This window comes from Pseudomonas sp. DP-17 (assembly GCF_022380625.1).
Lineage (GTDB): Bacteria > Pseudomonadota > Gammaproteobacteria > Pseudomonadales > Pseudomonadaceae > Pseudomonas > Pseudomonas nitroreducens_A.
The window spans coordinates 42,007-67,411 of the sequence record NZ_JAKSXG010000012.1 but is presented as its reverse complement, the minus strand read 5'-3'; the positions used below and the strand labels follow the sequence as shown (position 1 = coordinate 67,411).

The 25,405-nt window shown below is 64.2% G+C and carries 28 protein-coding genes and 1 tRNA gene; 13 read left to right on the top strand and 16 right to left on the bottom strand.

Annotated features, from left to right (window positions below; genetic code table 11):
* Positions 1–38: 38 nt before the first annotated feature.
* From MJ122_RS18915 to selB, 4 genes are all read left to right on the top strand, one after another.
* On the top strand, positions 39–665 hold the full coding sequence (locus MJ122_RS18915; protein ID WP_088416273.1) for a formate dehydrogenase subunit gamma: 627 nt from the start codon (positions 39–41) through the stop codon (positions 663–665).
* Positions 666–791: 126 nt separating this feature from the next.
* Positions 792–1,724 (top strand): formate dehydrogenase accessory protein FdhE, encoded by a 933-nt coding sequence (gene fdhE / locus MJ122_RS18910; protein WP_088416274.1) that lies wholly within the window; start codon positions 792–794, stop codon positions 1,722–1,724.
* Between the two features lie 152 nt (positions 1,725–1,876).
* Positions 1,877–3,283 carry an L-seryl-tRNA(Sec) selenium transferase gene (gene selA / locus MJ122_RS18905; protein WP_239745602.1) on the top strand — a complete coding sequence of 469 codons (1,407 nt, stop codon included), beginning with the start codon at positions 1,877–1,879 and terminating at the stop codon, positions 3,281–3,283.
* Complete coding sequence (selB, locus tag MJ122_RS18900; RefSeq protein ID WP_239745592.1) at positions 3,280–5,199, top strand: selenocysteine-specific translation elongation factor; 1,920 nt, start codon at positions 3,280–3,282, stop codon at positions 5,197–5,199. Before selA ends, selB begins: the two co-directional genes overlap by 4 nt.
* A 354-nt stretch (positions 5,200–5,553) precedes the next feature.
* Here selB and MJ122_RS18895 read toward each other — a convergent pair whose 3' ends face one another.
* A complete protein-coding gene (locus tag MJ122_RS18895) occupies positions 5,554–7,008 on the bottom strand; it encodes an alpha/beta hydrolase (protein ID WP_239745590.1) in 1,455 nt (484 codons plus the stop codon).
* A gap of 65 nt (positions 7,009–7,073) precedes the next feature.
* Positions 7,074–7,544: a hypothetical protein gene (locus tag MJ122_RS18890; RefSeq protein WP_239745588.1), complete on the bottom strand. Its 471-nt coding sequence runs from the start codon at positions 7,542–7,544 to the stop codon at positions 7,074–7,076.
* Positions 7,545–8,153: 609 nt separating this feature from the next.
* On the opposite strand from MJ122_RS18890, the gene MJ122_RS18885 reads away from it, so the two are divergent.
* The 4 genes from MJ122_RS18885 (at position 8,154) to MJ122_RS18870 (ending at position 15,843) form a co-directional block, all read left to right on the top strand.
* Complete coding sequence (locus MJ122_RS18885) at positions 8,154–8,831, top strand: hypothetical protein (protein ID WP_239745586.1); 678 nt, start codon at positions 8,154–8,156, stop codon at positions 8,829–8,831.
* Between the two features lie 25 nt (positions 8,832–8,856).
* A complete protein-coding gene (locus MJ122_RS18880; protein WP_239745584.1) occupies positions 8,857–9,426 on the top strand; it encodes a hypothetical protein in 570 nt (189 codons plus the stop codon).
* Positions 9,427–9,442: 16 nt separating this feature from the next.
* Positions 9,443–9,958 (top strand): DUF2846 domain-containing protein, encoded by a 516-nt coding sequence (locus MJ122_RS18875; protein WP_239745582.1) that lies wholly within the window; start codon positions 9,443–9,445, stop codon positions 9,956–9,958.
* Positions 9,959–10,437: 479 nt separating this feature from the next.
* Entirely contained in the window at positions 10,438–15,843 is a 5,406-nt protein-coding gene (locus MJ122_RS18870) for an autotransporter domain-containing protein (protein ID WP_239745580.1), read from the top strand.
* Positions 15,844–16,198: 355 nt separating this feature from the next.
* On the opposite strand, the gene MJ122_RS18865 is transcribed toward MJ122_RS18870, so the two are convergent.
* Positions 16,199–16,417 (bottom strand): carbon storage regulator, encoded by a 219-nt coding sequence (locus MJ122_RS18865; protein WP_017520612.1) that lies wholly within the window; start codon positions 16,415–16,417, stop codon positions 16,199–16,201.
* A 146-nt stretch (positions 16,418–16,563) separates the two neighbouring features.
* Here MJ122_RS18865 and MJ122_RS18860 point away from each other — a divergent pair.
* Positions 16,564–16,659, top strand: a tRNA-Sec gene (locus MJ122_RS18860).
* 8 nt (positions 16,660–16,667) lie between these two features.
* Here the strand turns inward: MJ122_RS18860 and MJ122_RS18855 are convergent.
* A complete protein-coding gene (locus tag MJ122_RS18855) occupies positions 16,668–16,964 on the bottom strand; it encodes a hypothetical protein (protein ID WP_239745578.1) in 297 nt (98 codons plus the stop codon).
* Positions 16,961–17,254, bottom strand: coding sequence for a hypothetical protein (locus MJ122_RS18850; protein ID WP_239745576.1), 294 nt, complete (start codon positions 17,252–17,254; stop codon positions 16,961–16,963). Before MJ122_RS18850 ends, MJ122_RS18855 begins: the two co-directional genes overlap by 4 nt.
* 214 nt (positions 17,255–17,468) lie before the next feature.
* Between MJ122_RS18850 and MJ122_RS18845 the strand changes: the two genes are divergently transcribed.
* On the top strand, positions 17,469–17,804 hold the full coding sequence (locus MJ122_RS18845; RefSeq protein WP_239745574.1) for a hypothetical protein: 336 nt from the start codon (positions 17,469–17,471) through the stop codon (positions 17,802–17,804).
* Between the two features lie 62 nt (positions 17,805–17,866).
* Positions 17,867–18,289, top strand: a complete 423-nt coding sequence (locus tag MJ122_RS18840) for a hypothetical protein (protein ID WP_239745572.1) — start codon at positions 17,867–17,869, stop codon at positions 18,287–18,289.
* 12 nt (positions 18,290–18,301) lie between these two features.
* Here the strand turns inward: MJ122_RS18840 and MJ122_RS18835 are convergent, their stop codons facing one another.
* The 5 genes from MJ122_RS18835 to MJ122_RS18815 all read right to left on the bottom strand — a co-directional run bounded on the left by MJ122_RS18835 (position 18,302) and on the right by MJ122_RS18815 (position 20,449).
* Positions 18,302–18,625, bottom strand: coding sequence for an excalibur calcium-binding domain-containing protein (locus tag MJ122_RS18835; RefSeq protein WP_239745570.1), 324 nt, complete (start codon positions 18,623–18,625; stop codon positions 18,302–18,304).
* 76 nt (positions 18,626–18,701) lie between these two features.
* Positions 18,702–18,920, bottom strand: coding sequence for a DUF6434 domain-containing protein (locus MJ122_RS18830; RefSeq protein WP_239745567.1), 219 nt, complete (start codon positions 18,918–18,920; stop codon positions 18,702–18,704).
* A gap of 80 nt (positions 18,921–19,000) precedes the next feature.
* Positions 19,001–19,204 carry a hypothetical protein gene (locus MJ122_RS18825; RefSeq protein ID WP_017520627.1) on the bottom strand — a complete coding sequence of 68 codons (204 nt, stop codon included), beginning with the start codon at positions 19,202–19,204 and terminating at the stop codon, positions 19,001–19,003.
* Positions 19,205–19,259: 55 nt separating this feature from the next.
* Complete coding sequence (locus tag MJ122_RS18820; protein ID WP_239745566.1) at positions 19,260–19,892, bottom strand: GrpB family protein; 633 nt, start codon at positions 19,890–19,892, stop codon at positions 19,260–19,262.
* A gap of 110 nt (positions 19,893–20,002) precedes the next feature.
* On the bottom strand, positions 20,003–20,449 hold the full coding sequence (locus tag MJ122_RS18815; RefSeq protein WP_239745557.1) for an anti-virulence regulator CigR family protein: 447 nt from the start codon (positions 20,447–20,449) through the stop codon (positions 20,003–20,005).
* A gap of 177 nt (positions 20,450–20,626) precedes the next feature.
* Here MJ122_RS18815 and MJ122_RS18810 point away from each other — a divergent pair, with 177 nt between their 5' ends.
* On the top strand, positions 20,627–21,115 hold the full coding sequence (locus MJ122_RS18810; RefSeq protein ID WP_197698103.1) for a hypothetical protein: 489 nt from the start codon (positions 20,627–20,629) through the stop codon (positions 21,113–21,115).
* Positions 21,116–21,148: 33 nt separating this feature from the next.
* Here the strand turns inward: MJ122_RS18810 and MJ122_RS18805 are convergent, their stop codons facing one another.
* From MJ122_RS18805 to MJ122_RS18785, 5 genes are read right to left on the bottom strand one after another with little or no spacing between them, the layout of a single operon-like run.
* Positions 21,149–21,832, bottom strand: a complete 684-nt coding sequence (locus MJ122_RS18805; RefSeq protein ID WP_239745555.1) for a M15 family metallopeptidase — start codon at positions 21,830–21,832, stop codon at positions 21,149–21,151.
* The gene (locus MJ122_RS18800; protein ID WP_017520632.1) at positions 21,829–22,290 is read right to left on the bottom strand and encodes a glycine cleavage system protein H; all 462 of its coding nucleotides are present in this window, start codon (positions 22,288–22,290) and stop codon (positions 21,829–21,831) included. The genes MJ122_RS18805 and MJ122_RS18800 overlap by 4 nt, the downstream gene beginning before the upstream one ends.
* A complete protein-coding gene (locus MJ122_RS18795; protein ID WP_088416295.1) occupies positions 22,287–22,661 on the bottom strand; it encodes a DsrE family protein in 375 nt (124 codons plus the stop codon). Before MJ122_RS18795 ends, MJ122_RS18800 begins: the two co-directional genes overlap by 4 nt.
* A complete protein-coding gene (locus MJ122_RS18790) occupies positions 22,648–23,142 on the bottom strand; it encodes a GNAT family N-acetyltransferase (RefSeq protein WP_239745553.1) in 495 nt (164 codons plus the stop codon). Before MJ122_RS18790 ends, MJ122_RS18795 begins: the two co-directional genes overlap by 14 nt.
* Positions 23,143–23,167: 25 nt before the next feature.
* Complete coding sequence (locus tag MJ122_RS18785) at positions 23,168–23,740, bottom strand: DUF4136 domain-containing protein (protein WP_239745552.1); 573 nt, start codon at positions 23,738–23,740, stop codon at positions 23,168–23,170.
* 155 nt (positions 23,741–23,895) lie between these two features.
* Between MJ122_RS18785 and MJ122_RS18780 the strand changes: the two genes are divergently transcribed.
* Complete coding sequence (locus MJ122_RS18780) at positions 23,896–24,798, top strand: glycerophosphodiester phosphodiesterase family protein (RefSeq protein WP_345772982.1); 903 nt, start codon at positions 23,896–23,898, stop codon at positions 24,796–24,798.
* Here the strand turns inward: MJ122_RS18780 and MJ122_RS18775 are convergent.
* Positions 24,783–25,379: a DUF4136 domain-containing protein gene (locus MJ122_RS18775; RefSeq protein WP_239745539.1), complete on the bottom strand. Its 597-nt coding sequence runs from the start codon at positions 25,377–25,379 to the stop codon at positions 24,783–24,785. The genes MJ122_RS18780 and MJ122_RS18775 overlap by 16 nt on opposite strands.
* Positions 25,380–25,405 lie beyond the last annotated feature (26 nt).

The window sequence follows — 25,405 nt, the reverse complement described above, 5'->3', positions numbered from 1 at the left end:
GAGAGGGCGCTTCCAAGCTCTCCCAGGAGCCCGACGACATGAAAAAAGATATCCAGCGTTACAACGCCAACGAACGGAGCAACCACTGGATGGTGGCCATTCTGTTCATCCTTGCCGGCCTCTCGGGGCTGGCGCTGTTCCACCCGGCCATGTTCTGGCTGACCAACCTGTTCGGCGGTGGCCCGTGGACGCGCATCCTGCATCCCTTCCTCGGGGTGGCGATGTTCCTGTTCTTCCTCGGCCTGGTGATCCGCTTCGCCCACCATAACCTGGTGGAAAAGCGCGACGTGCAGTGGCTCAAGCAATGGCGCGACGTGGTGACCAACCGCGAGGAAAACCTCCCGGAAGTCGGCCGTTACAACGCCGGGCAGAAGCTGCTGTTCTGGGTCCTGCTGCTGTGCATGCTGGTGCTGCTGGTGACCGGTTTCGTGATGTGGCGCGCCTACTTCAGCCATTTCTTCGGCATCGACCTCATCCGTATCGCCTCGCTGCTGCATGCCTTCGCCGCCTTCGTGCTCATCTGCAGCATCCTGGTGCACATCTATGCCGGTATCTGGGTGAAGGGCTCGATGGGCGCCATGCTCTACGGCTGGGTCAGCCGTGGCTGGGCGCGCAAGCACCACGCCGCGTGGCTCAAGGACGTGGACAAGGGCAAGGGCCACTGACCAACGCCGTCATCGCCGGCTGGCATTGAAGCGCCAGCCGGCACGAACCATCCCCTCTCGCTTCAGGGAGAGGGCCAGGGAGAGGGGCTTTCACAGGCCCGCTCCGAACCCAACAAGGAGTCCTGCGTGTCAGGCCGAATTCTCGAACCCGGGCAGATCGAAGCTGCCGCCAACATCCCGCCGCTGTTCAACCTGCCGCCTCATGATCTGTTCTCCCGCCGCGCCGCACGCCTGCGCGAGCTGGCACCGGCTAATCCCCTGCAGGGCTACCTCGAACTCATCGCCGGCGTCTGCGAATCACAGCAAGCGCTGCTGGACCGCAAGCTGTTCCTGCCCTCGCCGGATGCCGCCGCACTGGCCCGCAGCCGCGAGCACCGCATGCCGCCGCTCGCCTATGAAGTGCTGGTGCGCGAAGGCGCGTGGCTGCCGTTGCTGGACGCCTTCCTCGACGCATACGAACTCACCGCCAACCCCGCCGTGGTCGAGGCATTGAAGACCCTGCGCAACGCCGACTCCGGACAGCGCAAGGCCTGGGCGCTGGGCCTGCTCAACGGCCAGTTCGACCTGTTGCCGCCAGCGTTGGTGCCCTTCCTCGGTGCCGTGTTGCAGGTCGCCTTCAGCCAGTGGCTGCTGCAACTGCCCGACGACAGCCTGGCGGAAACCGACAGCCAGACCCTCTGCCCGGCCTGTGGCGCGCCGCCGGTGGCGGGGATGATCCGCCAGGAAGGCAAGTTCGCCGGCCTGCGCTACCTGTCCTGCTCGCTGTGCTCCTGCGAATGGCATTACGTACGTGTGAAGTGCAGCCACTGCGCCGAGAGCAAGGGCCTGGCCTACTACTCGCTGCAGCGCGAAGGCGTGGCCAGCGACCAGGCACCGCTCAAGGCCGAGACCTGCCCCGGCTGCCAGTCCTACCTCAAGCAGTTCTACCTGCAGCACGACAAGCACGCCGAGGCCCAGGCGGACGACCTGGCCAGCCTCGCGCTGGATATCCGCCTGGCCGAGGACGGCTACCTGCGCACCGCGCCGAACCTGCTGCTGGCGCCGGGCGGCTCCTCGTAGGATGGGTGGAGCGAAGCGATAGCCATCGAGCACAGCATGGGTATCGCAGGCTCCACCCATCCTACGTAAGTCGCGCGACAAGGGCGGATAACCGCGAGCGGTTATTCGCCCTACACTGACTCCAGCCATCGTCCCCAGCACAAGGCCCGTCCATGACCTCGGTACGTTTGCCCTCCATCGACCGCCTGCTGCGCAGCCCGGCCTGCCAGCCGCTGCAGCAACGCTATGGCCGCGAGGCCCTGCTCAAGACCCTGCGCGACCTGCTCGACGAGCTGCGCGATCCCGCACGCCACGGCCAACTGGCTGCCGTCGAGCTGGAAGAATCCGTGCTCGCCGGCCGCGCCGGCGAGCGTCTCGCCGCGCACCACGCCAGCCGCGTGCGCCGGGTGTTCAACCTCACCGGCACCGTGTTGCACACCAATCTCGGCCGCGCCTTGCTGCCGGAGGAAGCCATCGAAGCGATCACGCTGGCCGCGCGCTACCCGCTCAACCTCGAATTCGACCTCGCCACCGGCAAGCGTGGCGACCGCGACGACCTCATCACCGGGCTGATCCGCGAGCTCACCGGCGCCGAGGCCGTCACCGTGGTCAACAACAACGCCGCCGCCGTGCTGCTGGCGCTCAACAGCCTGGGCGCGCGCAAGGAAGGCATCATTTCCCGTGGCGAGCTGATCGAGATCGGCGGCGCCTTCCGCATCCCCGACATCATGTCCCGCGCCGGCGTGAAGCTGGTCGAGGTCGGCACCACCAACCGCACCCACGCCAAGGACTACGAAGCGGTGATCGGCCCGCGCTCCGGCCTGCTGATGCGCGTGCACACCAGCAACTACAGCGTGCAGGGCTTCACCGCCAGCGTCGCCACCCCACAGCTGGCGCAGATCGCCCACGCCCATGGTCTGCCGCTGCTGGAGGACCTGGGCAGCGGCACCCTGGTCGACCTGACCCGCTGGGGCCTGCCCAGGGAACCCACCGTGCAGGAAGCCCTGCGCGACGGCGCCGACATCGTCACCTTCAGCGGCGACAAGCTGCTCGGCGGCCCACAGGCCGGCCTGATCCTCGGCAGCAAGGAACTGATCGGGCGGATCAAGAAGAACCCGCTCAAGCGAGCCCTGCGAGTGGACAAGCTGACCCTTGCCGCACTGGAGGCCGTGCTCAACCTTTACCGCGATCCCGATCGCCTCGCCGAACGTCTCACCAGCCTGCGCTTGCTCAGCCGCCCACAGGCCGACATCCGCGTCCAGGCCCAGCGCCTGGCTCCTGCCCTGGCCACGCTGCTGGGCGGGAGCTGGAGCGTCAGCGCCGTGGATGCCTTGGGAATGATCGGCAGCGGCGCCCAGCCGGTCGCGCGCCTGCCCAGTGCCGCGCTGTGCCTGCGCCCGAACCAGCCCAAGCGCCAGCGTGGCCGCGCGCTGCTGGACCTGGAAGAACGCCTGCGCTGCCTGCCGATCCCGGTGCTCGGCCGCATTGATGACGACGCGCTGTGGCTCGACCTGCGCCAGCTCGACGACGAGCCCGGCTTTGTCGCGCAACTGCCGCTGCTGGCCGAGGACGACGCGTGATAGTCGGAACCGCCGGCCACATCGACCACGGCAAGACCTCGCTGCTACGCGCCCTTACCGGTATCCAGGGCGACCGCCGCCCGGCCGAACGCGAGCGCGGCATCACTATCGACCTGGGCTACGTCTACGCCGACCTGGGAGACGGCGCGCTCACCGGCTTCATCGATGTGCCGGGCCACGAGCGTTTCGTCCACAACATGCTCGCCGGCGCCAGCGGCATCGACCTGTTGCTGCTGGTGGTGGCCGCCGACGACGGCGTGATGCCGCAGACCCGCGAGCATCTCGCCATCGTCGAGTTGCTCGGCATCCGCCGCGCCATGGTCGTGCTGACCAAGGCCGACCGCGTTTCCAGCGAACGGGTGGAACAGGTCGCCGCTGAAGTGCATGAGCTGCTGGCGAACGGACCGCTGGCCGGCGCGCCGACCTTTCCGGTTTCCAACGTCAGCGGCGAGGGAATCGATGCGCTGCGTAAAGCCCTCGCCGCCGCCGCCGGTGAGACGCATCAGCGCGCCGCAACCGGTGGCTTCCGCCTGGCGGTGGACCGCGCTTTCAGCGTCAGCGGCGCAGGCGTCGTCGTCACCGGAACGGCCTTTGCCGGCACCGTGAGCGTTGGCGATGAGCTGTTGCTGGGTCACGCCGGCCGCCGCGTTCGCGTGCGCGGCCTGCACGCGCAGAACCGCGAAGCGCAGCAGGCCCTCGCTGGGCAGCGCGTGGCGGTGAATATCGCTGGCGAGCGGCTGAACCTCGAACAGATTCACCGGGGCGACTGGCTGATTGCTGGCGAACTGCATGCGCCCACCACGCGCATCGATATCGATCTGAACCTGCTGCCCAGCGAAACCCGCGCCTTCGCTCACTGGACGCCGGTGCATGTGCACCTCGGCGCGCAGGACGTCACCGGCCGCGTCGCGCTGCTCGAAGGCGAGCATCTGCAACCCGGCGAGCGTGCCTTCGCGCAGCTGGTGCTGAATGCGCCCAGCCACGCCGTGCATGGCGATCACCTGGTGCTGCGTGACCAGTCCGCGCAACGTACCCTCGGCGGCGGTCGCGTGCTCGACCCATTCGCCCCGGCGCGCAACCGGCGTAGCCCGGAGCGGCTGGAGCAGCTCCGCGCCCTGCAGGGCGATAGCCTCGAAAGCGCCTTGGCGACCCTGCTGGCCCACGCCAGCAACGGCCTCGAACCCGCGCTGCTGGCACGCCAGTTCAACCGCCCGCGCGAAGGCTGGCAGTTGCCTGGCGAGCTGGTCGAAATCCACACCCGGCTCGGCGCGCGGCTGTTCGCCGCTGAACGCTGGTCCGCACTGCAACGGCACCTGCTCGATGCCCTGCAACGCTTCCACACCGAAGCCCCCGACGAACTCGGTCCCGACCGCGACCGCCTGCGCCGCTACGCCTTTTCGCCGCTCGAACGGCCGGTCTTCATCGCCTTGCTGGAAAGCCTGCTGGCGACTGGACAAGTCGATAGCAGCGGCCCCTGGCTGCACCTGCCCGATCATCGCGTACAGCTGGGCGAAGCCGACGAGCAATTGCGCGAGCGCCTGTGGCCATTGCTGGTGGCCGGCGCCTTCGACCCGCCCTGGGTGCGTGACCTCGCCCGTGAATTGAAGGCCGAGGAGGGCGACGTGCGCCTGCTGTTGCGCAAACTCGCCCGCCTGGGCCAGCTGCACCAGGTAGTGAAAGACCTGTTCTACCCTGAACAGACGCTGCGCCAACTCGCCGGCCACGCCCTGCACCTGCGTGACGAAACCGGCATCATCCGCGCCGCCGCCTTCCGTGACCGCATCGGCATCGGCCGCAAGCGCTGCATCCAGTTGCTGGAGTACTTCGACCGCATCGGCTTCACCCGCCGCTTCGGCAATGAGCGGCGGATCAGGGAGGATTCTGCTTTGGCCATTACCACCAGCGAGACGGATTAGGATGATTACCGGCGGGCGAAAGTGGAGGCTGCCAGGGCTTCTCTGAATTCCGGGGAAGGGCAACCGGCCGAGGGCATCGAAGCGGAGTTCGCCGCTCGTCGAGCCGGGGCAACTCGCAAGCAATGAAAGAAAACGGCGGTGCTGAATGGCATCGCCGGCGACAGCAAATCACTTGGCCGGAGCTTCGCTGTCGCCCGACCCGTCGCACCACTCAAGAACTTTTCTGAACTCCCCGCCCCCCACGTCCCTCGATAGCCCTGTTTACTACCGGGGAGTGGGTCCAATGAGTTCCTGGCTGATTCTGCTGTTCATCGCCATCACCCTGATCGCCGTCGTGCTGGATCTGGGCAAGCGCTAGCGCTCTGGTAATACCTGATCGACCCGTTGCACGAGATAGTCGTAGAACGGGTTGGAGGTCACCCGCTGGAAGAGGTCCAGCCCGACGATCAGTACGCCGCGCTCGCCGCGGGGCGTCAGTGTGCCCAGGCGGATGCCGTAGTCTTCCAGGCTGTTCGGGTACTGCCCATAGAGCGCGTCGTTGGGCGGAAAGGGCAGCGCCACGTGGGAAAGGGAGAACAGGTCCGGCGGATAGCTGGCGGCCAGCGGCTGGCTCTCCTGCTGCTGGCTGTGGGCCGGCGTATGCAGCGCGGCGGTCTGGCTGCTCTGCGGACTGTTGGAGATCACCGTCAGGTCGTAGTTGCGTTCGCGCTCCGGCAGCAGGCGATTGCCGAGCGTGGCCATTTCCGGGCGCAGCAGCGGGCCGTAGTTCAGCGAGCGATTGAGGTCGAACAGCACCAGTTCGCTGCCGTTGGCCGGTAGTCGGTCGTAGAGGTTGCTGATCACCGCCGGGGTGCTGACGGTGCTGTCGGCAAGGGACTGGAAGGTGAGGACAGGCGGCAGGCGGGCCAGGCTGCCGCTGCGGCTTGCGCTCTCCAGGCTGGCCTGCACGGCGTCCGTCAGCTCCACCGTCTGGCGCGCCGCCGCGATGGGGAAGGAGTTGTACTTGAACGGATTGAACTCCGGCAGCACGCTCAGCCAGGCTGCCTTGGCGAAGGCCGGCAGCAGGGCCGGAAGGCCCGCCAGGCCGGCGAATTGCGCATAGCGGGTGACGCCGATCATCGGCGAGATCAGCACCAGCTGTTTCGGCATCGTCAGGCTCGTATCGCCCAGTGCATCCAGGCTGTACTTCATCGCCAGCGCGCCGCCGTTGGAGAAGCCCACCATCAGCAGCGGTGCACCCTTGGGCAGTTGCGCGGTGGCCTCGCGTACAGCCAGCCGGGTGGCGGCCATCCAGTCTTCCCAGTCCGCATCGGTGAGCCCGGCCGGCACAGTGCCGTGGCCCGGCATGCGGATCGCGATCACCACGAAGCCCTGCTGCCGCAGGTGCTCGCCCAGGTGGCGCAGGCTGTAGGGCGAATCGGTCAGTCCGTGCAGCAGTACCGCTGCGCCGCGCACGTCACCGGCGGGGCGCATCTCGTAGGAGCGATTCCAGTCGGTGGGGAAGTGGCCGGGGTAGACCTGGCTCTGGTCGAAGTAGCGGTTGTAGGCGACGCGCTCGAAGGGTTGCAGGCTGGCCGCCATTTCCTTGCGCATGGCTTGCATCAACCGGTCCTCGGCGGCCAGGTAGCCGGCCCAGTCGGTGCGGTCGATGGCGTCGCTGTGCAGGTCCTCGGGCACCCAGGTATGCCAGGGCTCCAGCGGTGGAATGTTGCGCAGCGCGGCGACCCGCAGCCCCAACGCCAGCACGGCGATGGCGAGAATGACAATGACCAGCCAGAGCAGCGCCCTGGTGAGTTTTGCGTTCAGCATGGAATTCCCTTGTCAGCGTGCGGGACAAGCATAGAGCCCCCGGCGCCACAAAGTTCGCCTGTGGATCAAAGAGCCGAGACTGCCTCGACGTAATCGGCGTTGCCGATACCCACTTGAGCCCAGACCGCACGCGTCTCGTTGCCTTGCCGGTCGTACTGCTCGTCCGCGTCCCACAGCGTGATGATCTGCCCTGGAAACAGGTATTCGCTGTCGTTGAACTCGTGTGCGCCGGAGTCGTCCGCCGAGGCGATCAGTGAAAACAGCTCGCCGGCCGGCAGCGCAAACACATCCACGCCCCGGTAGCGGGCAAGGTAACGCTCACTCTGGGACAGGCCGATGAACCAGATGAACCCGTGCTCGTCGCACTCGGTCTGGATCGCGGCCTGGCAGAAGTAATCCGTCGGCCCGTTGTATGACTCCAGCGGGAAACCAACCGCGGCCAGCGCGTCCCGCGCCATGGCTCGCGTGTCGCCGAGACAGATCGGGCCAATACACTGGTGAGGAGAAATTTCGAGGATGGGTAGAGTGGGCTTCATGCCGTGGGGCTCCCTGGGACACTGCTAGCGAGGTTAGAGCACGGACCGACAATTTGCCGCCTTTACCTGGTCAATAAATGGCATTTAGATATTGTTTGGCCATGATGACATTGCCGCGTTGTGTGGGGCATCGGATGACCCGGTGTCCACTGCGGCGTGTGAAAAATAAGCCTGTTCCCTTTTTGCTGTCCCTTTTTGCTCTGGCAGAAATCGGCCAGGAACGGACGCTCAGCATCTGTCTGGAACATCAGGGATAGAAAGCGCGTCGCACTGTATCGATGCGACGACCTAGGTAAATATGCGAATCGATGGCTTGCGCACTTGGGCAGCGCCACGACCGTTTTGCTGTCATGCGACTAATCCGAAACGCAGGAGAGACACCTCACGCGGATGATGCGCGACAAAGTGCGTGCAACACCTTGGCCGATTCCTGATGCAACACCACTGCGGCACGTCAATTTTTCATAAAACCCGTCTAAACCGGGCTTTGTGAGCGTAAAATTTGGCGCAACACCTACCCAAACGACATACTCTGTTAAACGATTGATTTATAAGGACTTTAGACCCTGGCAAGGTAGCCCTAAGCACTCAGGGAAGATAACACCGCTCATGAAACTACAACTTATCCTGCTCTTCCTGTCTGCCAGCCTCATTGGCTGCGCCACGACTAAGACCGACGTGCGCAACGAAGCGGAAGCCGCCAAGTACGATCCCGCCACCACCGCCCGTATCCGCCTAATTACCGGCGAAGGCACCGCCGGCGGCTACGTCATCGGCCAATCCTGCGAAACCTTCTACAACAAGTCCGCCAGAACCTTGCCGCGCAACCAATCCGGCTGGATAGACGCACACGTACACACGCCAGGCCTTTACCCATGGCGCGAGTCGGATACCCGAAATCTGGTCATCGGCATCCCACCAACCAAAGCCTCAAAAAGCATCAACGACACCAAGCTGCAGTTCGACGAATACGCCGTGCCGGCAGGCAAGCCCCTGATCGTCTACCTGGGCAGCTGGAGCAGTGCCGTTTCCTGCACGCCCAAACCAATCGTTTTCACCCCTGAGCCTGGCCGCGACTACGAGTTTCAGTTGGAGATGGTCAAATTGGGCACCTTCCGCGGCGGCTGCATGATTGGCGCCCGCAAGCTGACCGCCCTTGGCGCCGCTACCGTCGAGCTACCCCTGATGCCCGACCTCTGCCTTCGTGGCGCCGGTGACATCTACCGCACCGTTACCCTGCAGGAGCAGCTCGAGCAGATCCACCAGGCCACCCAGAAAAACCCATAACCTCACCCTCTCAAGGACCGAGACCATGAAGACCCTCGCCCTCACCCTGCTTACGCTTCTGCTGGCAGGCTGCACCGCCAGCCAATACGACAACACCAAGCCGCTCGATCCCAGCCAAGCAGTCATCGTCGGCGCCGTTGCTGAACTCTTCCTCACCCAGCCCCACGGCCTGGAGATCGAGATCCAACGCCAGGGCGAGCCGGCCACTCGAATCCAGCTCACAACCATGGGCAACAACAAGGACATCCGCGGCCGCAACGCCCTCGGCGAGCACTTCATGTATCAAGTGCCGCCCGGCACCTACGAAATCACCAGCTGGCGGTACTATTTCTATGCCGGCCAATCGATGGCCAGGCGCACCGCTGACCGTTTCACCGTCAAAGCCGGCGAAATAGCCTTCATCGGCAACTACCGGGCCAATGCCCTTAGCTACTGCCTGTTCCGCACCAGCGAACTTGAACTGGCCCAGCCACGCCTGGAAGAGAAATTCCCCACCCTCAAGGGCCGCCCCATCATCAACCTCGCAGCAGAAAGCAAGTTCGAGCCCTGGCCAACCTCCGACGCTCGTGACCACGGCAAAGGCCTCTGCAAGTAGCATGGAAGCATCAGCGATGATCAAAGCGTTCCGCAGCGCCGCATGGATGGTGGCCGCTACCCTCCTCTCCGCCTGCAGCACAGTCGACCTGACAGGTCAGCCGTTCTTCTACATGCTCGAACAGCCGCACCCCGACCAGGCCACCCTGTACTTTTACCGCGTCAAACCCACCCTCGGCAGCAAGTTCTCCAGGACGATATCCATCAACGGCAAAGCCGTAGGCCAGCTGCCAGGGGGCTCATACTTCGTCACACACGCTGATGCCGGCCGAATCCACGTCGTCGCCGAAGCCGTCATAGGCAACGAGAGCGACACCGAATTCGACCTGGATATTGAAGAGGGCAAGACCTACTTCATAGCCGACCAAGAAAACACCAGCCCTTACGAGAACGACGGAAAGGCCCTATCCAGCACCATAGAAGCCCGATTCCGGCCCACCACGTACTACTACCGTTTCGCCCTGGTTCCAATGGACGATGCCCTGCGTGCGCTCAAGTGGTGCCAACAGAGCCCCCCTGTTTCGAAGCGTTAATTCTCGCAGCGAACCAAGGTTGCGTAATTGCATCGCGCTTGACCACCCATTGGCATTGCCGCTGACCACCGCTTGCATGCGGCTTAAACAGTCACGCCGAAGAGGTGAGCGGCAGAGAACGGCCAGAAGCGGACGCTTGCGACTGACCAGTAAGTGCTTATGCGTATCGGACGACCTCTCGTGGCGAACACCTGCGCTCCCGGCGTCGTAGGCAGAACTTGCCGCCTCCTCGATATCCCAAGAATGACCACTGCGTTGCCGCATTCCGCCAAGGGGAGTACGCCGGATACCTCCTTTGGAAGACCGCCCCCAACTTTCAGATTCGTCTCATAAAGAAACAATTTTCTTGGCACCGATAATCGCGGCTCGGATTCGAGGGGGCGTGGCCAGGGACTGACCGCCTTGAAACATCAGGTTTCGAGCATGAACGGCCTCTCGTTCATTCCTCATGTTACGTGATGTCATCGAGGCTTCTGATCATGAACCGCGCCTACAAAATCGTCTTCAAACGCAATCTCGGTACTTGGCAGGTTGTGTCTGAACTGGCGAAGTCATGCTGTAAATCTGCAATGAGAGCAAGCTCAGGTCGACGGGCAACGGCGTCTTCGTCCGCCGAGTTTGCGCAAAGATTCCGAGCGGCACTGAGCCCCCTGCCACTACTGGCAGGCTTGGTGACTCTGGCCCTCGCTCACCCGGCGCATGCCGACATCATTGCGGATTCCGGCGGCGGGGGCATTTACGCCAACGATGTGGAGGTCGTCTCCACGAACCAGCCGAGTCCCTGGAACCTCGGCAGTCTGGTGGTCGGCCAGAACGCCAATACCGGGGCCACCGACACACTGACCATCAATCAAGGCTCGATTCTATCGAGCACCAGAGGGCAGATCGGCAGCCTGGCGGGCTCCAACGGCAGGGTAGTGGTGACCGGCCCTGGCTCGCGGTGGAATGCCAACACGGAGCTGGTGGTAGGGGGCGGCGGCAATGCCACATTGGACATCGCCAATGGTGGCGTGGTGTCTTCCCAGGTCAACACCTACCTGGGCAGCGGTTTCGATTCGGTGGGTATCGTCAACGTGGATGGCACCGGTTCTGCGTTTACCAATACCTTCCTCGCCGTCGGTAGCTATGGCGACGGGACGCTGAACATCAACAGTGGCGCGACCGCAACAGCCTATAACTCGATCATCGGCCACTACAACACCGGCGCGGTGAATATTGATGGCCCGGGCTCCAGCTTCACCAGTACGATGAACATGACCGTGGGCAGCTATGGCAGCGGCACGCTGGACGTCACCAATGGCGCTCTCGTATCGGACAGAACTGCCACCGTCGCCAACAGCTCCGCCAGCTCGGGCAGCGTGACCGTCGAAGGACCGGGATCCACCTGGAAGAACTCCACCACCCTGACCGTCGGTGGCTCGGGGAGCGGCACGCTGGACATCAGCAACGGCGGCGCTGTCTCGGTTGGCCAGAACACCACTCTCGCCAGCAGTAACAATTCGGTCGGTACCGTCACGGTCGACGGCACAGGCTCCACCTTTACCAATGGCGTGCAGCTGAGCATCGGCGGCTACGGCAACGGCACGCTCAGCATGTCCAATGGCGGCGCCGCAACGACCTATAACTCGATCATCGGCCACTACAACCGCGGTTCGGTCGAAGTCGATGGCGCGGGCTCCTCGTTCACCAGCTCCGGGCACATGACCGTAGGCAGCTACGGCACCGGCACCTTGCATATCACCGATGGCGGCCTGGTCTCGGACAACTCCTCTACCGTCGGCAACAGTTCCGGTTCCTCAGGCTCGGTGACGGTCGACGGTGCGGGTTCCACCTGGAACACCACTACCAACCTGGTGGTGGGGGGATCCGGCAAGGGCACGCTGGACATCAGCAACGGCGGCACCGTGACCGATGCCGCGGGCTACGTTGGCAATGGCTCAAATGCGGTCGGCAGGGTTTCCGTCGATGGCGTGGGCTCGACCTGGACGAACGCCCTGGACCTGGTGATCGGCAACGCGGGCTCGGGAACCTTGAACATCACCAACGGTGGCACGGTATCCGATGCCACGGCCACGATCGGCAACGCCACGGGAAACGGGGTCGCCACCGTCAGCGGGGCGGGCTCGACCTGGAGCAGTTCAGGCTTCCTAGTCGTCAGCGGAGGGTCGCTGGCAATCACCGACGGCGGGGTGGCCAGCAGCGCCGTCTATACCACCGGGGTGCCCCCCTTGCTGCCGGGCAGCGGCTACGTGGGCGCCTTCGGTCAAACCGGTTCTGCGCTGATCGATGGAACAGGATCGGCCTGGAACAACAGCGGAGCGCTGTCCGTGGGCGGCAGCGAACTGGATGCCGACTCCAACCACAGTCACGGCATCCTGACCCTTGCCAACGACGGCCAGGTCAGTGCCGACAGCGTGACGGTCGCCACCATTGAAGGCAGTTCCGGAGTAATCAACATTGGCGCGGCACAGGGCAGCGCTGCGACAGGTGCCGGCATCCTCGCCAGCCCCTCCGTCACGCTGGGTTCCGGCGGCTCGCTGGTGTTCAATCACACCGAGTCGGATTACCTGTTCGCCCCGACCATCAGCGGTTCCGGTCTGGACGGCCAGGCAGTGAACGTACTCGCCGGCACAACCATCCTTTCGGGCAGCAACACCTATACCGGCGGTACCACGATCACCAGTGGCACGCTGGCAGTCGATCCTGCCAGCATCGCATCAACCAGCAGCCTGGGCAGTGGCACGGTATTCATCGACGGCCAGGGCACGCTGCGGGCGGCGACTCAGGGTGATTTTTCCTTCGCAAACGCGTTGACGGGGACCGGCACCCTGCTGGCATCCAACGACGGCGGTGCCTTTTCCTTCGGTGCGGGTGCAGGCAATGCCTTTTCCGGCACGGTCGCGCTTTCCGATAACACCTTCCTGCTGGGCGGCGAAGCGGGAACGACAGGGGCGATCAACGAAACGACATTGACCCACGCCACGCTGCGAGTCGATGACGGGAGTGATGTCACAGTGGCTGAGGGCAACCATCAGATCGGTGGGCTGACCTTCAATGGTGGGACCGTCCACTTCGGCGCCGTTGCACCCGCCCAGACAGTGGCCGATAGCACGCTCGCGCTGACCGGTCTGAATGCCGCTGGCACCGGAACCGTCTCCATCGACATTCCCGACAACTACGCTCCTGCTCTCCCCACCCCGCCTGATCAATCCTCACTGTTCTCGCAAAGCCATGGCTCGGCGCTGCTGCAACTGGCAACCGCCGACAACGTGGTGGGCAATGCCAGTGGCCTGACGCTGCAGGACCAGAACGGCATGCCGGTCAGTGACGCCCGCGAGGTTGAGTTGACGCAGAACGGCGCGACCGTCGCCGTCGGCTCCTACGGCTACGGTTTGAGCACCGGGGAAGGAAACGACGGCCTCTACGTCAACTACGGCCTTTCGCAGATCGATATCCTGGCAGGCCAGACCCTGACGCTGGCCGAGGATCCGGGGGCATCGGGCAGTGATGCGGATATGGCGGCCAAGCTCACTGGTACCGGCAATCTCCTGATCAACGCCGGCGATTCTGTCTCGCTGTCCAACACGACCAACGACTTCACCGGCACGACCGAGGTCGCCAGTGGGACACTGCAGGCCGGCGCAGCCAATGTGATCGCCTCCTCGAGCGCTGTGACCCTGGGCGCTGGTACCCGATTCGATACCCACGGTTTCAACCAGTCGCTGAATAACCTGAACGGCGCGGCGAACAGCCAGATCCTGTTGTCCGGCAACAACGCCCTCACCCTTAATGGCGGGAGCGATCCCAACGTCTTCGCAGGCGCCGTGTCAGGCGCTGGTGCGCTGGTACAAGCCAGCGGCACCCAGGTGCTGACTGGAGTCAACACCTATACCGGCGGAACCTTGATCTCATCCGGCACCCTGCAACTCGGCGACGGCGGGACAAGCGGCTCGATACTCGGCTCCGTTGCCAATAATGGAACCCTTGCGTTTAACCGCTCCGATGACGTGGACTTCACCGGCACCATTGTCGGAAGCGGCACGGTGGAGCAACTCGGCGATGGGACGACGACACTTGCAGGTCCAAACGGCTACACGGGCGGCACCGTCATTTCCGACGGCACGTTGAAAGGATCGGCGACCAGCTTCGGCTCGGGCGACATTCTGGACAACGCCGCGTTGGTGCTCGACCAGTCAGCCGATGCGACCTTCGCCAATGCGATCAATGGCACAGGGACACTCACCAAGAGCGGAGAGGGACTGCTCAATCTGACCGGCACCAGCTCGCTCAGTGGCGCAACTTCGGTGGTGGCCGGGACACTCGCCGTCAACGGCTCGTTGGGCAACTCGAACGTCACGGTCGGCGACGGCGCAACTCTTGGCGGTGAAGGAACCGTGGGTGGTATCGTGGCGCGCGCCGGCTCTACGGTAGCCCCAGGCAACAACGGCAGCATCGGCACCCTCAGCGTTTCTGGCGACGTCACCTTCGATGCCGGATCAACCTACCAGGCCGCGCTCAATCCGAGCACGGGCCCCCTCATCGACGCCACCGGAAAAGCAACGCTCAACGGCGGTACCGTGGCCGTGCTGGCCGGGGCAGGCAACTACGCGCCGAGCTATACCTACACGATCCTCACCGCAGCACAAGGGCGCACTGGGCAGTTCGATGGCGTCACCACCAACCTGGCATTCCTCACGCCGTCACTCACCGACGACGCCAACAATGTCTACCTGACGATGGTGCGTAACCAGACCGGCTTCGGCGACATCGGCGGCACACCCAATCAGAAGGCCGCTGGCGAAGGAACCGAAAGCCTGGGAGACGGCAACCCGATCTACGACGCTGTCGTTCAGCTCGACGAGTCTTCCGCGCGAGCGGCCTTCGATCAGCTTTCCGGCGAAATCCATGCGTCGGCCCAGAGCGCCTTCCTGGAAGACAGTCGATTCATCCGCGAAGCAGCCCTCGATCGTCTGCGCTCCTCCACCTGCGGCGTTTCAGGCGCCAGTACTGTCCTCGCCAGCAGCGATGCACGCTCGGCCGACACGGACTGTGATGGTGAACAGAGCGTGGTTTGGACGCGCGCCTTCGGGTCCTGGGGGAATATCGACAGCGACGGCAACGCCGCTCACCTGGACCGGTCGGTCGGCGGCCTGCTCCTGGGTGTCGACGGCATCATGGCCAACCGTTGGCGGGTAGGCGCATTCGGCGGCTATAGCCAGACAGACCTTGATGTGAACGACCGCAACTCGTCGGCAACCAGCGACAACTACCACCTGGGCCTCTATGCCGGGACACAGTGGGACAGGCTGTCCTTGCGGACGGGAGCCGCGTATTCCTGGCACGACCTTTCGACCCGTCGTTCGCCGAGCTTCAACGGCTACCATGATCGCCTGACAGGCGACTATCACGCCCAGACCGCACAGGTCTTCGGCGAGCTTGGGTATGCCGTGGACGCCGGCGAAGTCGCACTGGAACCCTTCGCCAACCTGGCGTTGGTGAACGTCCACACCGAAGGCTTTACCGAGCACGGTGGCGCGGCTGCGCTGACCGCCAAGAGCCAGAACAGCGACGCCACCTTCTCGACCCTGGGGCTGCGTGGGTCGACCCAGTTCCAGGTTGGCAAAACCACTGCCAAGGTCAGTGGCTCGCTGGGTTGGCGCCACGCGTTTGGAGACGTCACACCCGACTCGACGTTTGCCTACGACAGTGGATCGACACCATTCCACATCGCCGGTGTGCCAATCGCAAGGAACGCTGCGGTGGTCGATACCGGACTCGACTTCACTGTCGGCAAGAACACCTCGATTGGTGTTTCCTACAACGGCCAATACGGCGATGGAGTGACCGATAGCGGCGTGCGGGCCAACTTCAAACTGAAGTTCTGACCAGTGCAGGCATAGCTTCCCGGATTGCGCCTCGCGCTGACTTCCGGCAACCATTCCTGGGTTGCCGGAAGTGCTTTATGTACTGTCCTTTTCGATGTCCGCTATGGGTCGGTAGCAGCCTGAGGCGGTGGACCGCTTAGGGGGTAGGTGGACCTTCCGGACAGGGGGAGTAGAACCCTTGAAACTACAACCCCGGAGCATCGCGATGTACTCGGTGAGCGGGTTTTCGCGGATGGAAAGCTAGTTTTGTTCTTGTCTGGACCTTTGTATTCGACAGGGAAAAGAAGCCCTCGTCGAAGGTGGATACCTTGGGAGTGCATTCGATCCTAAAGGATGACGGGCTCTTTGCGCGGCGTTACTGATGCGCATCGGCCGGCAGCAGTTCCTCGCGCAAAACTCGAATACAAGGCGGCGCGGCGATGACAAGTCTCACTTGTTTCTCCCAGACCCCGCCGATTCTTATCACCAGCTTTTGGCTGCGAAGTTGGCGGATCAGTTCTTCGTCGGAGCACTCCGGGTCGGCGAAGAGATGGATGGCTTCAAGGATATTGCGGCTCAACAACAGGTTGCCCATGGGGACTCCCGTGCTCGGTGGATGGTGGGGACTGGCTGTTTCATCGGCTGCTGCGGCATCACCGCGCTGGCATCCGTCACGGCAATAGTGGCAACATCCTGGCTCCCGCTTTCGCCGCTGCGCTCGCGCAGCCGGCTTCTGTCCAGGGAAGGCAATCACGCCCGGTGGCGTGGCCGGGCTTCAAACCCGGTGGGGGACGGCAGCCGTTCCTGGGTGAGTTCGACTCTCACTGCCTTCCGCCAACTCTCCTTCAGCAGATCATGATCCCGTCCTGGGGAATCAGGTCCTTGCTGGCTTCCACTTCTTCCGGAGCGAGCACCTTCAGCGACTGGATGTTGTGCCAGAACATCTCCTGTGGATAAGGCCGGCGAAGCATCTGGTCCATGACCAGGAAGTACGGGCGGCTGATGATCTGATCCAGCGGAGGCACAACGCCGACGATCTGGATGCAGTGCAGTTCCGGAGTCGGGTCGGCGTCGCAGGTGGTGGATACCAAGGCGTATTGGCCAAGCAGGGATACGGGGTTTTCCGATCCATATCGGGTCATGTCGATTCTCCTGAGGGCACGACGTGTTTCTTCCACGCTTGTACTTCCTCCGAATCCAATACTTGAAGAGACCTGATTTCTTCCCAGAACAGCTCTTCTGGCAGGTCGGACCCGAACGGAATGTCACGCACCAAGAAAAAAGGATGAGCAAATACTCCTTCCGAGGGAGGGGCTACACCCAAAATGTGCACGCAGTACCAGCCGGATGCGGTGCCTTCGCCGTGAATCGTTTCTACCAGGGCAAACTTCCCTATCAGCGCAATCGCGGTGGCGAGATCAAAGTCAGCCATGCACAGCTCCTTGGGCTCTCTGATCGGCACTTTTCGGCCGGTTCAATCACGCCGCCAGTACGAGGCTTCCAGTTCCATACCCGTTGATTCACTATTCACATTGCTGGACCACGGTGGTTCCTTGCAGGTTTCTGAAAGACAGCAGCTCAAGCCATGACCCTCAGTTCGCCAAACCTCGAATCCGTCCAGCAGTACTTCAGGCCTGACATTTCAAATGGAACTCGTGAATGACGAATATTTCGTCATCTCAAGTAACTGTATAGACGAAATATTTGTCAGTCAAATATTTCGTCACTTTGCCGCGAGCACTTTTATGATCGAGGAACGTCTTCGGGTTCTTGTCCGCTACCTGGGAGCTGCACGTTTGGCTGTCGAAACAGCCAACAACAACCGCCGTCGCTGGCAGACCGTTGCCACGGACATGAAGACCAAGACCCGAGTGGAAGACCTCGAGCAGCTGATTGCTGCTTTTCCGCAATACGAGCTTTGGCTGTGGAAGGGCGAGACAGACCCTGCTTCTGGGCAGGTTGCCCCGGACGTGGACAGCTAGGCTTCCATCAAGCTCGATGCCCGAGAACCGCAGCAGGCATTCCCACAAGGACGAGGCAAGCCATGGTCAGGCTGGATCACTTCACCGAAGAGCATCTGGAACTGAGCGACTTGTGGCGCTGGCAGGAAGGCGTTCGCGAGGATGTCTTTCTGGTGCCGCTGGCGACGGCAGCGGAGGTGCTGCCCGGGGTGTCGTTGCTGCTGGTAAGGGCATTGTTCCGGCTGCCGGCGGGCATCGAGTTGCAGGGCCTGCTGGCCTACGATCCGCTCGAGCGGGACGTTCATGCGGTGCAGGTGCTGATCGGCCGTGACAGCTACGCCCTCAACAAGTACCTGCCGGAGGCTTCCTTCGAGGAGGTGCTGGCGTTGGCGGATCGCTTGAAGGTCAGCACCGGCAGTGTGCTGCCGATGCGCTATAGCGTGGTGCGGCAGTCTCTGGCGGTGTGCGACGGCCAGTTCACGCTGTGGCTGGGTGGTGGCTTGTAGCGCCGCTGATCCTTACATGCGGCACCATTGGTCCTCGCAAGGGATGCCGTCACCGTCGCCATCCATCTTCATGTTCGGACAACTGCGCAGGAAGGCCTTGGCTTCCGCGCAGGAGGTCATCTGCGAGCAGTGCTGGCGGCCATCGCAGCGCACGTTGAGTGTGGGCTCCGGCTGCGTTGGGATCGTTGCAACAGGTTCGGAGGCTGGGGCATTGGGCGCAATCGGCGCGCTGGCGGAAGGCGGGGCCGAACGGAAGATACGCGACTGCCAGTTCGGGTTGTCCATGTATTGCCAGGCGAGCAGCGCAAGCACGGCGAGGAAGATCCATTTCTTCATGACGGTGTCCGGGGTGAGTGCCCTGCGAAGTCTAGCGGGCTATCCCGTGGCTACACCATCGTCGGAATCGGCGTGTTCAGCCAATGACGAGGCCTTTCCGCCTCCGCCACTCATCCACCACCGCCCCCATGTCCGCCGGCGCACCGCTGCGTATCCAGGCCATGAAGGCGCGGTCGAAGTGGAAGCCGTCACCGCAATGCTGGGTCATGAAGCGGCGGACGTTCTGGGTGTTGCGGTAGTGGGCATCCAGCGGGGTTTGCCGGGTAATCGGGTCGCAGTGCCAGTCGAAGGCCATGGCGTCCATTCCAGTGGCGTGGTGGAGCGCCCGTTATAGCGCAATCGGCAGCCGCTGGCGCGGTCTGCCGAGGGGCGGCGTCACTGGCCCCACATCATCCGCTGTTGCTGCGCGGAGTAATCGTCGCTTTGCAGGCGCACACGGGTGGGCTGACGTTCGAGGTTGTCTTCGCCGAAGGATTCGCGCACAGGCGATTCGATGGCGCCGAAGTGGTTGTAGTGCGGGGCATCGGCGCAGCCGACCAGGGTGACGCAGGCGAAGGTGACCACGGAGAGTTTGAGCATGGGACTTCCTCCTGAGAGTGAGCCCCGAGCTTCTGCCGGGTGGATTAACGGCGGATTAACGCGGGCTGTCCGGGCCCTGGATTTCACCACCCTGGGGCGCATCGCCCGAGCTGTCGCGGTGGTGTTCAGGTGGGTTGAGCGCACGTCCCAGTATCTGCGCAACCACCTCGTCCTTGCCCTCGGTGTAGGCGTCGCGGTCGGTGGGGAAGCGCCGGGCCATTTCGTGCTTCACCCGCGCATAGATCCGGGCGTCTTCGGGGTGGGTGCGCAGCCAGTCGCGAAACAGCAGACGGCGCGAGGCTTCGTTCAGGTCCATGACGTGGACGTGGTGGGTGCGCCCTCTGCCCAGCGGCGGCATGCCTTTGACGAAGAACATCCGCGAAGTGTCGGGATTCTCGGCCCAGTACTGGTAGCCCAGGCCCTGCAGCGGTTCGATCAGGCGGTGCGGGTCGCTGCCCGGCGGCGGCAGCAGGAGGATGTCGATGATCGGCTTGGCGTCCAGCCCCGGCACGGCGGTGCTGCCGATGTGTTCGATGCCCAGGCCGGGAAGGTCGGCTGCCCGGGCAATGGCCTCGGCTTCTTCGGCAAAGCGCTGCGGCCAGTGGGGATCAGCGGTCACGACTTCGACGCGGTCTTCGTCGGCGTTGCTCCAGCGCTGGCCGTCGAATTCGGGGGCTTGCGGGGTCATGCGGAAACTCCAGCGGCAAGGCGATGGGGGCGAAGGTTGGAGGGGGATCGCAAGGGCGGAGTTCCAGGTAAAACCTGTAGGAGCGACCCGCTCCTACAGGTCCGGAAGGGTCAATCCAGCACGTTATGCAGCACTTCGTAGATGACGCCAGTGGCGATGGTCACCAGCAGCAGGTCGGTGCCGGCCTGTTGCCATTCGTAGCCGTCGTAGTGGGGCAGGCGGCCGACCAGGCGGCCGTCGAGCTTCTTGGCGATACCGGGAGGCAGTGGCTTGCCGCGTGCGAGGTTCTTCTGGATGCCCGGCGGCAGCGATGCGCCTGGGTTCCAGTAGTTGCGGTTGTCATTGAGGATGACTTGCACGCCGCCGATATCGATGCTCGGGCCGCCGCCCTGCCAGTTGTTGCCGCCTTGACCGCCCTGGCCGTTGTTGCCCTGATTGCCGTGTTGGCCGCTGTTGCCATGCCCCTTGTTCTTGCCCGGATCGGCCAGCAAAAGGGGGCTGGTGCTTACCAGGGTCAGGCCGAGAGCGGCCGCGAGCAGCAGGTTGGGTCTGGACATATCCGTATAGCCTCAGAGGGAAAACTGCCGTTTCGCTCAGCTTAGCCGCTGCAGGCGTTTCGGGCAGCAGGCATTTTGGTACCGGCGTGCCGGCATTTCGTCGGCAGGCCGCGAACCACGGCGGCTGCAGAGAGTCATACGGGTATCTCAACCCCCCGCCCTGGAGGCGATCACAAGATGAAAAAATCCCTGGTTGTTGCAGTAGCCTGTGCTTTCGCACTCGGCACGACAGCCTTGCTGCCCGCCGACCTGTCGCCAATCGGTTCGGTTTACGCCAAGGGCAATGGCGGCGGCGGTGGTGGTGGTAACGGTGGCGGTGGCGGCAATGGCGGTGGCCACGGCGGCGGTAATGGCGGTGGTAACGGCGGTGGCCATGGCGGTGGCAAGGGGGGCGCCGGTGGCAATCACGGCAGCAACAGCAACGGCGCCAACGACGGCGGCGAGCACGCCGGCAAGGCCACTCGCGATCATGGCCTGAGTGGCAACCATTACGGCAGCGAGAAGAACGACAGCAAGGGCCACGGCCAGACCACTTCTTCCGTGGCGAACTCGAAGGACACCCGTGGTCTGTCCAAGGCGACGGCGATTTCCGGCACGACTCCGGGCACCCACAACACCAAGGGCCTGGACAACGCCGGCGACAATTCGACGAAGAACGACGACTGATCCATCCTGCGGCCAGGGACGGCCGCGACGCTTTCACTGCACCGGGAAGTCGAAGTAGGTCTTGGGATAGGGCTCGGCTTTCAGGGTGTAGTGCCACCACTCGGCGCCGTAGGGTTCGAAGCCGTGCCGGAGCATGGCCTGGCGCAGGGTTTCGCGGTTGCGCGTCTGCTGCACGCTGACCAGCGCGGTGCCGTGATGGGAGATGGGCCCGAAGAAATCGAACGGGCTGCCCATGTCCACCTCTTTCCCGCTGTTCGCATCCACCAGCGTGAGGTCGACGGTGCTGCCGCGCGAGTGCCCGGAGTGCTTGGCGATGTAGCCGTCGCGGAACAGCGCGGGCTTGTCCAGTTGCGGGTAGTAGCGGGCCTTCTGGCGGATATCCTGCGGGTCGGCAGCCCAGCGGCGGAAGTCGTCCACGGCGCGCTGCGGGCGATAGCCGTCGAAGAATTTCAGCGCCAGGCCGCTCAGGGCGACGTCCTTTTCCACGGCTGCCAATGCGACGGCGGCTTCGCGGGTGAGGATGATCCGGGCTTTCTGATAGCCATCGATGGGCTGGCCGACGAAGTTGTCGGCGCCGGCGTAGCGCACGTCGTAGCGTGCCGACTTCAAAACCTGATCGAGATAGACGAAGCCGTCCTGCGTCGGTTGGTCGGCGCGCAGCGCCGGGCTGGTCAGCAGGCCGAGCAGCAGCGCGAGGCTCAGGCCTGCGCGGCTCATGGACGCAGGGCCTGGACCCCATCGTCGTCGGGATCGAAATTGTCCAGATGCATGCGTTGGGCGAAGGCCTCCAGTGCGGCGTCGCCCTGCAGGAAGTGGCCACGGGCGGCGGTCCAGTCATCGGGCTTCAGGCGCACCATCCAGCCTTCGCCGTAGCAGTCCTGGTTGATCAGGCCCGGCCGACGCACCACGGCTTCGTTGCTGGCGAGAACCGTGCCGTCCAGCGGGCTGCGCGCAGACGACGCGGCCTTGGCGAATTCCACCACGCCGAAGCTGCGGTCGCAGTCGATGTGCCAGCCGTCGCGCTTGGGAGTGAAGGCGAAGATCTGTCCGTAGACCGCGCAGCCGTAGGCGGTGAGCCCGAGGGTGACAGCGCCGCCTTGCTCCTCGCGCAGCCAGAGGTTGTAGTCGGGGGCGTAGAGCAGGTCGTCGGGGAACTCCAGGCCGTGCAGCTTCACAGCGTCAGCACCCGGTCGTATTCGAGAATCATGCGGGCCAGCTCGCCGCCGCTGGCGATTTCGTCGACTTCCTCGATCAGCCGGCTTTCGTCGATGGCCACGCCCGGTGCGCGGCACATCAGCAGGCGTGCGCCGGCTTCCTTGGCCTGCTGGATGAAGTGGCTGATGGGCTCGCCGCCCTCGGCGGCGTAGAGGTGGTCGGCGATGTCCTGGAAGGCCAGGCGCGTGCCTTCGCCGCTGAGGAACAGGGTGACCTTGGCGTCCATGCACGCCAGCAGCGTGGCGGTGTAGAAGGGCGCGGCGCAGCGCGCAGGGGTGCTCGGGCCGCTGCTGACGACGATCAGCACCCGCTGGGGCTCAGGCGTGGACAAGGGTTTTCTCCAGTTGGACCAGGGCGATGCGCCGGCCCTGCGGATCGGCGCGCTCGACTATGCCCTGCGGCTCGTAGCCCAGGCGTGCGTAAAGCAGCAGGCCGGCGGCGTTGGCGTTGAAGCAGGACACTTTCATGACCTGCGCCTTGTACTGGTCGCGGGCGAGATTCTCCATGACCTCGATCAGGTACTGCGCCACGCCATGCCGACGCGCCCAGGGCGCGACCATCATGTTGCCCAGTGCGCAGAACTCGTTGGGCTGCCACTGGTAGAAGTTGGCGAAACCGGCGAGGCGGCCATCGAGCAGCGCTACCGTGCTGCCGCGCCTTTCGGCGATGGCGGCGGCGAGTTGGCCGATGGTCAGCGGCCAGCTCGCCTTGGGGTAGCAATAGAAGAGTTCGTCGGCATCCTGGGGAAAGCCGACCACCTCGCCGAGGTCGTCGGCGAGGGCGGGGCGGTGTTGCAGGGCGGGCTGGTTCACAGGTTCTCCGATGTCTTTGCGGCGGTCAGTGCGGCGGGTACTGGGCAATGATCTTCTGCACCGTATCGCGGATCGCCGCTTCGCGCTCGGCGGGCGTCGGCGGGCTGCTGCGCATGATCTGCTCGCCACTGCCGCGCCAGACCAGCTTGCCGTCCTTGCCATCGAACATGTCGACCTGGATGGTGGCGACCTTGTAGGTCACGGTGCGGCTCTCGGCCATGGGCGGCGGGCCCCAGTAGCCACCCCAGTAACCGCCCCAGTAGCCGCCGCTGTAAGTGGTGACCTGGTCCTGGCGCTGATCGACGATCAGGTAGGCGCGCAGCTTCACGTCGCCGGGGTTGCCGCCCTGTGCCTGGCGCAGCCCGCGCTGGTCGAATTCGCCGGCGATGGCGTCGCTGATGCGCTGTTCGGTGAGGTCGCTCTTGATGCGCGGGTCGTCCGGGCGGTACTCGAAGGCCGGCTGCGCCCAGCTCCAGGTCAGGTAGCGGGAGAAGTCGCGGGTGGTGTCGTAGTCGCGGCTGACGCTGGTGGTTTCGCAGGCGGCAAGGCCGAGGATCAAGCCCAGGAACAGTGAACGGGACAGCAAACGGCGGATCATGGTCGCAATACTCCTGTCAGAGAATTCCATCCAAGCGCAAGGCAGAAGGATTGGCAAGCAGGGAATCTTCGGTGTCTGGCGGGGTGCTTCTGCTTGCTAGAGTCGACACTCGTTCAAGGTGGGGGATGGGTATGAAACAGTGGTTGCCTGGGGCAATGGCCGGCCTGGCCCTGCTGGCGGGATGCAGCGTCGAGGGCGTGCGCCCATCGTTGCCGCAACCCAAGGTGGTGGCGCATCGAGCCGGCACGGCGGACGCTCCGGAGAACACGCTGCTGGCAATCCGCAAGGCACTGGCCAACCAGAGTGATGTGCTGTGGCTGTCGGTGCAGGTTTCCGCCGATGGCGTCGCGGTGTTGTACCGGCCGGCGGATCTCTCTGCCTTGACCGATGCCCAGGGCGCCGTGGCTTCGAAGACTTTGGAACAGCTGCACTCGGTGAATGCGGGCTACCAGTTCAAGGATGCGGCGGGCGGCTACCCGTACCGTGCGCAGCCGCAGGCGATCCCGACACTGGCCGAGGCGCTGCGGAGCGTTCCTCCGTCGGTTCCGCTGTTCCTCGATATCAAGGCGCAACCGGTGGGCGATGTCATCGACGCGGTGGCCCGCACGCTGGATCAGCAGCAGGCTTGGTCGCGGGTGCGCTTCTACTCCACCGAGCGTGATGCCAGCGATTACCTGGCGCAGCACTACGCGGACCGGGCGCAGCGTTTCGAGAGCCGCGATGCCACGCGCAACCGGTTGGTCGACCTGGCACTGGCCGGCCGATGCTCGCCGCCGGCCGCGGACACCTGGATGGGCATCGAACTGGAGCGCGATCTGACGGTGACGGAGCAGTTCACCCTCGGGTCGTCCTCCTACCAGGTCAAGCCCGCGCGACTGTGGACGCCGCAGGCAATGGCCTGCGTGCGACGCGCCCCGGGGGCGAAGGTGGTGATGTTCGGCATCAACTCGGCTCAGGCCTATGGTGCGGCTCATGGGCTGGGTGCGGACGCCGTGATGGTGGATTCGCCCGCGAGCGTGCCTGACTACCGGCGCGCCCAGGTTCAGCCCGGCGGGTAACCGTCCATGGCCTTGCGTGCGGCTTCACGCAACGCGCGGGCCTGGTCGCTCTGGTTGCTGCCGCCCTCATACTCGGCGCTGCCGCTCCAGACCTGCTGGTTATTGCGCGCGTCGAACAGGGTGATGTGCACCACGCTGACGGTGACGACGTAGGTACGGGTGACCGGGTAGGACGCGCCGTAGCCGCCATACCAGGGATCGTTCCAGCGGCTGTAGCCGCCGTAGTAGCCGCCGTTGTAGTAATCGGTGGTTTGTCGTGTGCGCTGTTCGCTGGAGAGCTGCGCGCTGACGGTCAGGTCTGCCGGGGTATTCGAGCGTGCCGGGCGCAGGCCGCGCTGGTCGAGGGCTTCGCTGACGGCGTCCTGCAAGGGGCCGCCGAAGCTGGCACCGTTGGCCCAGCTCCACGAACGGTACTGGCCGTAGTCCAGCGGCGGCGCGGGATAGCTCCCTGGATCGAGTCCCGGGTTGGCAGCCTGCGCGGGGGCGGGTGGGATCGGCAGCGAGGTATTGCTGTAGGGATTCGGGCTCTGGCACGCGGCCAGGGTGGCGAATAGCGGCAGAATCAGCAGGTAACGCGGCATGACGGACTCCCGCACGCTCACTTCAA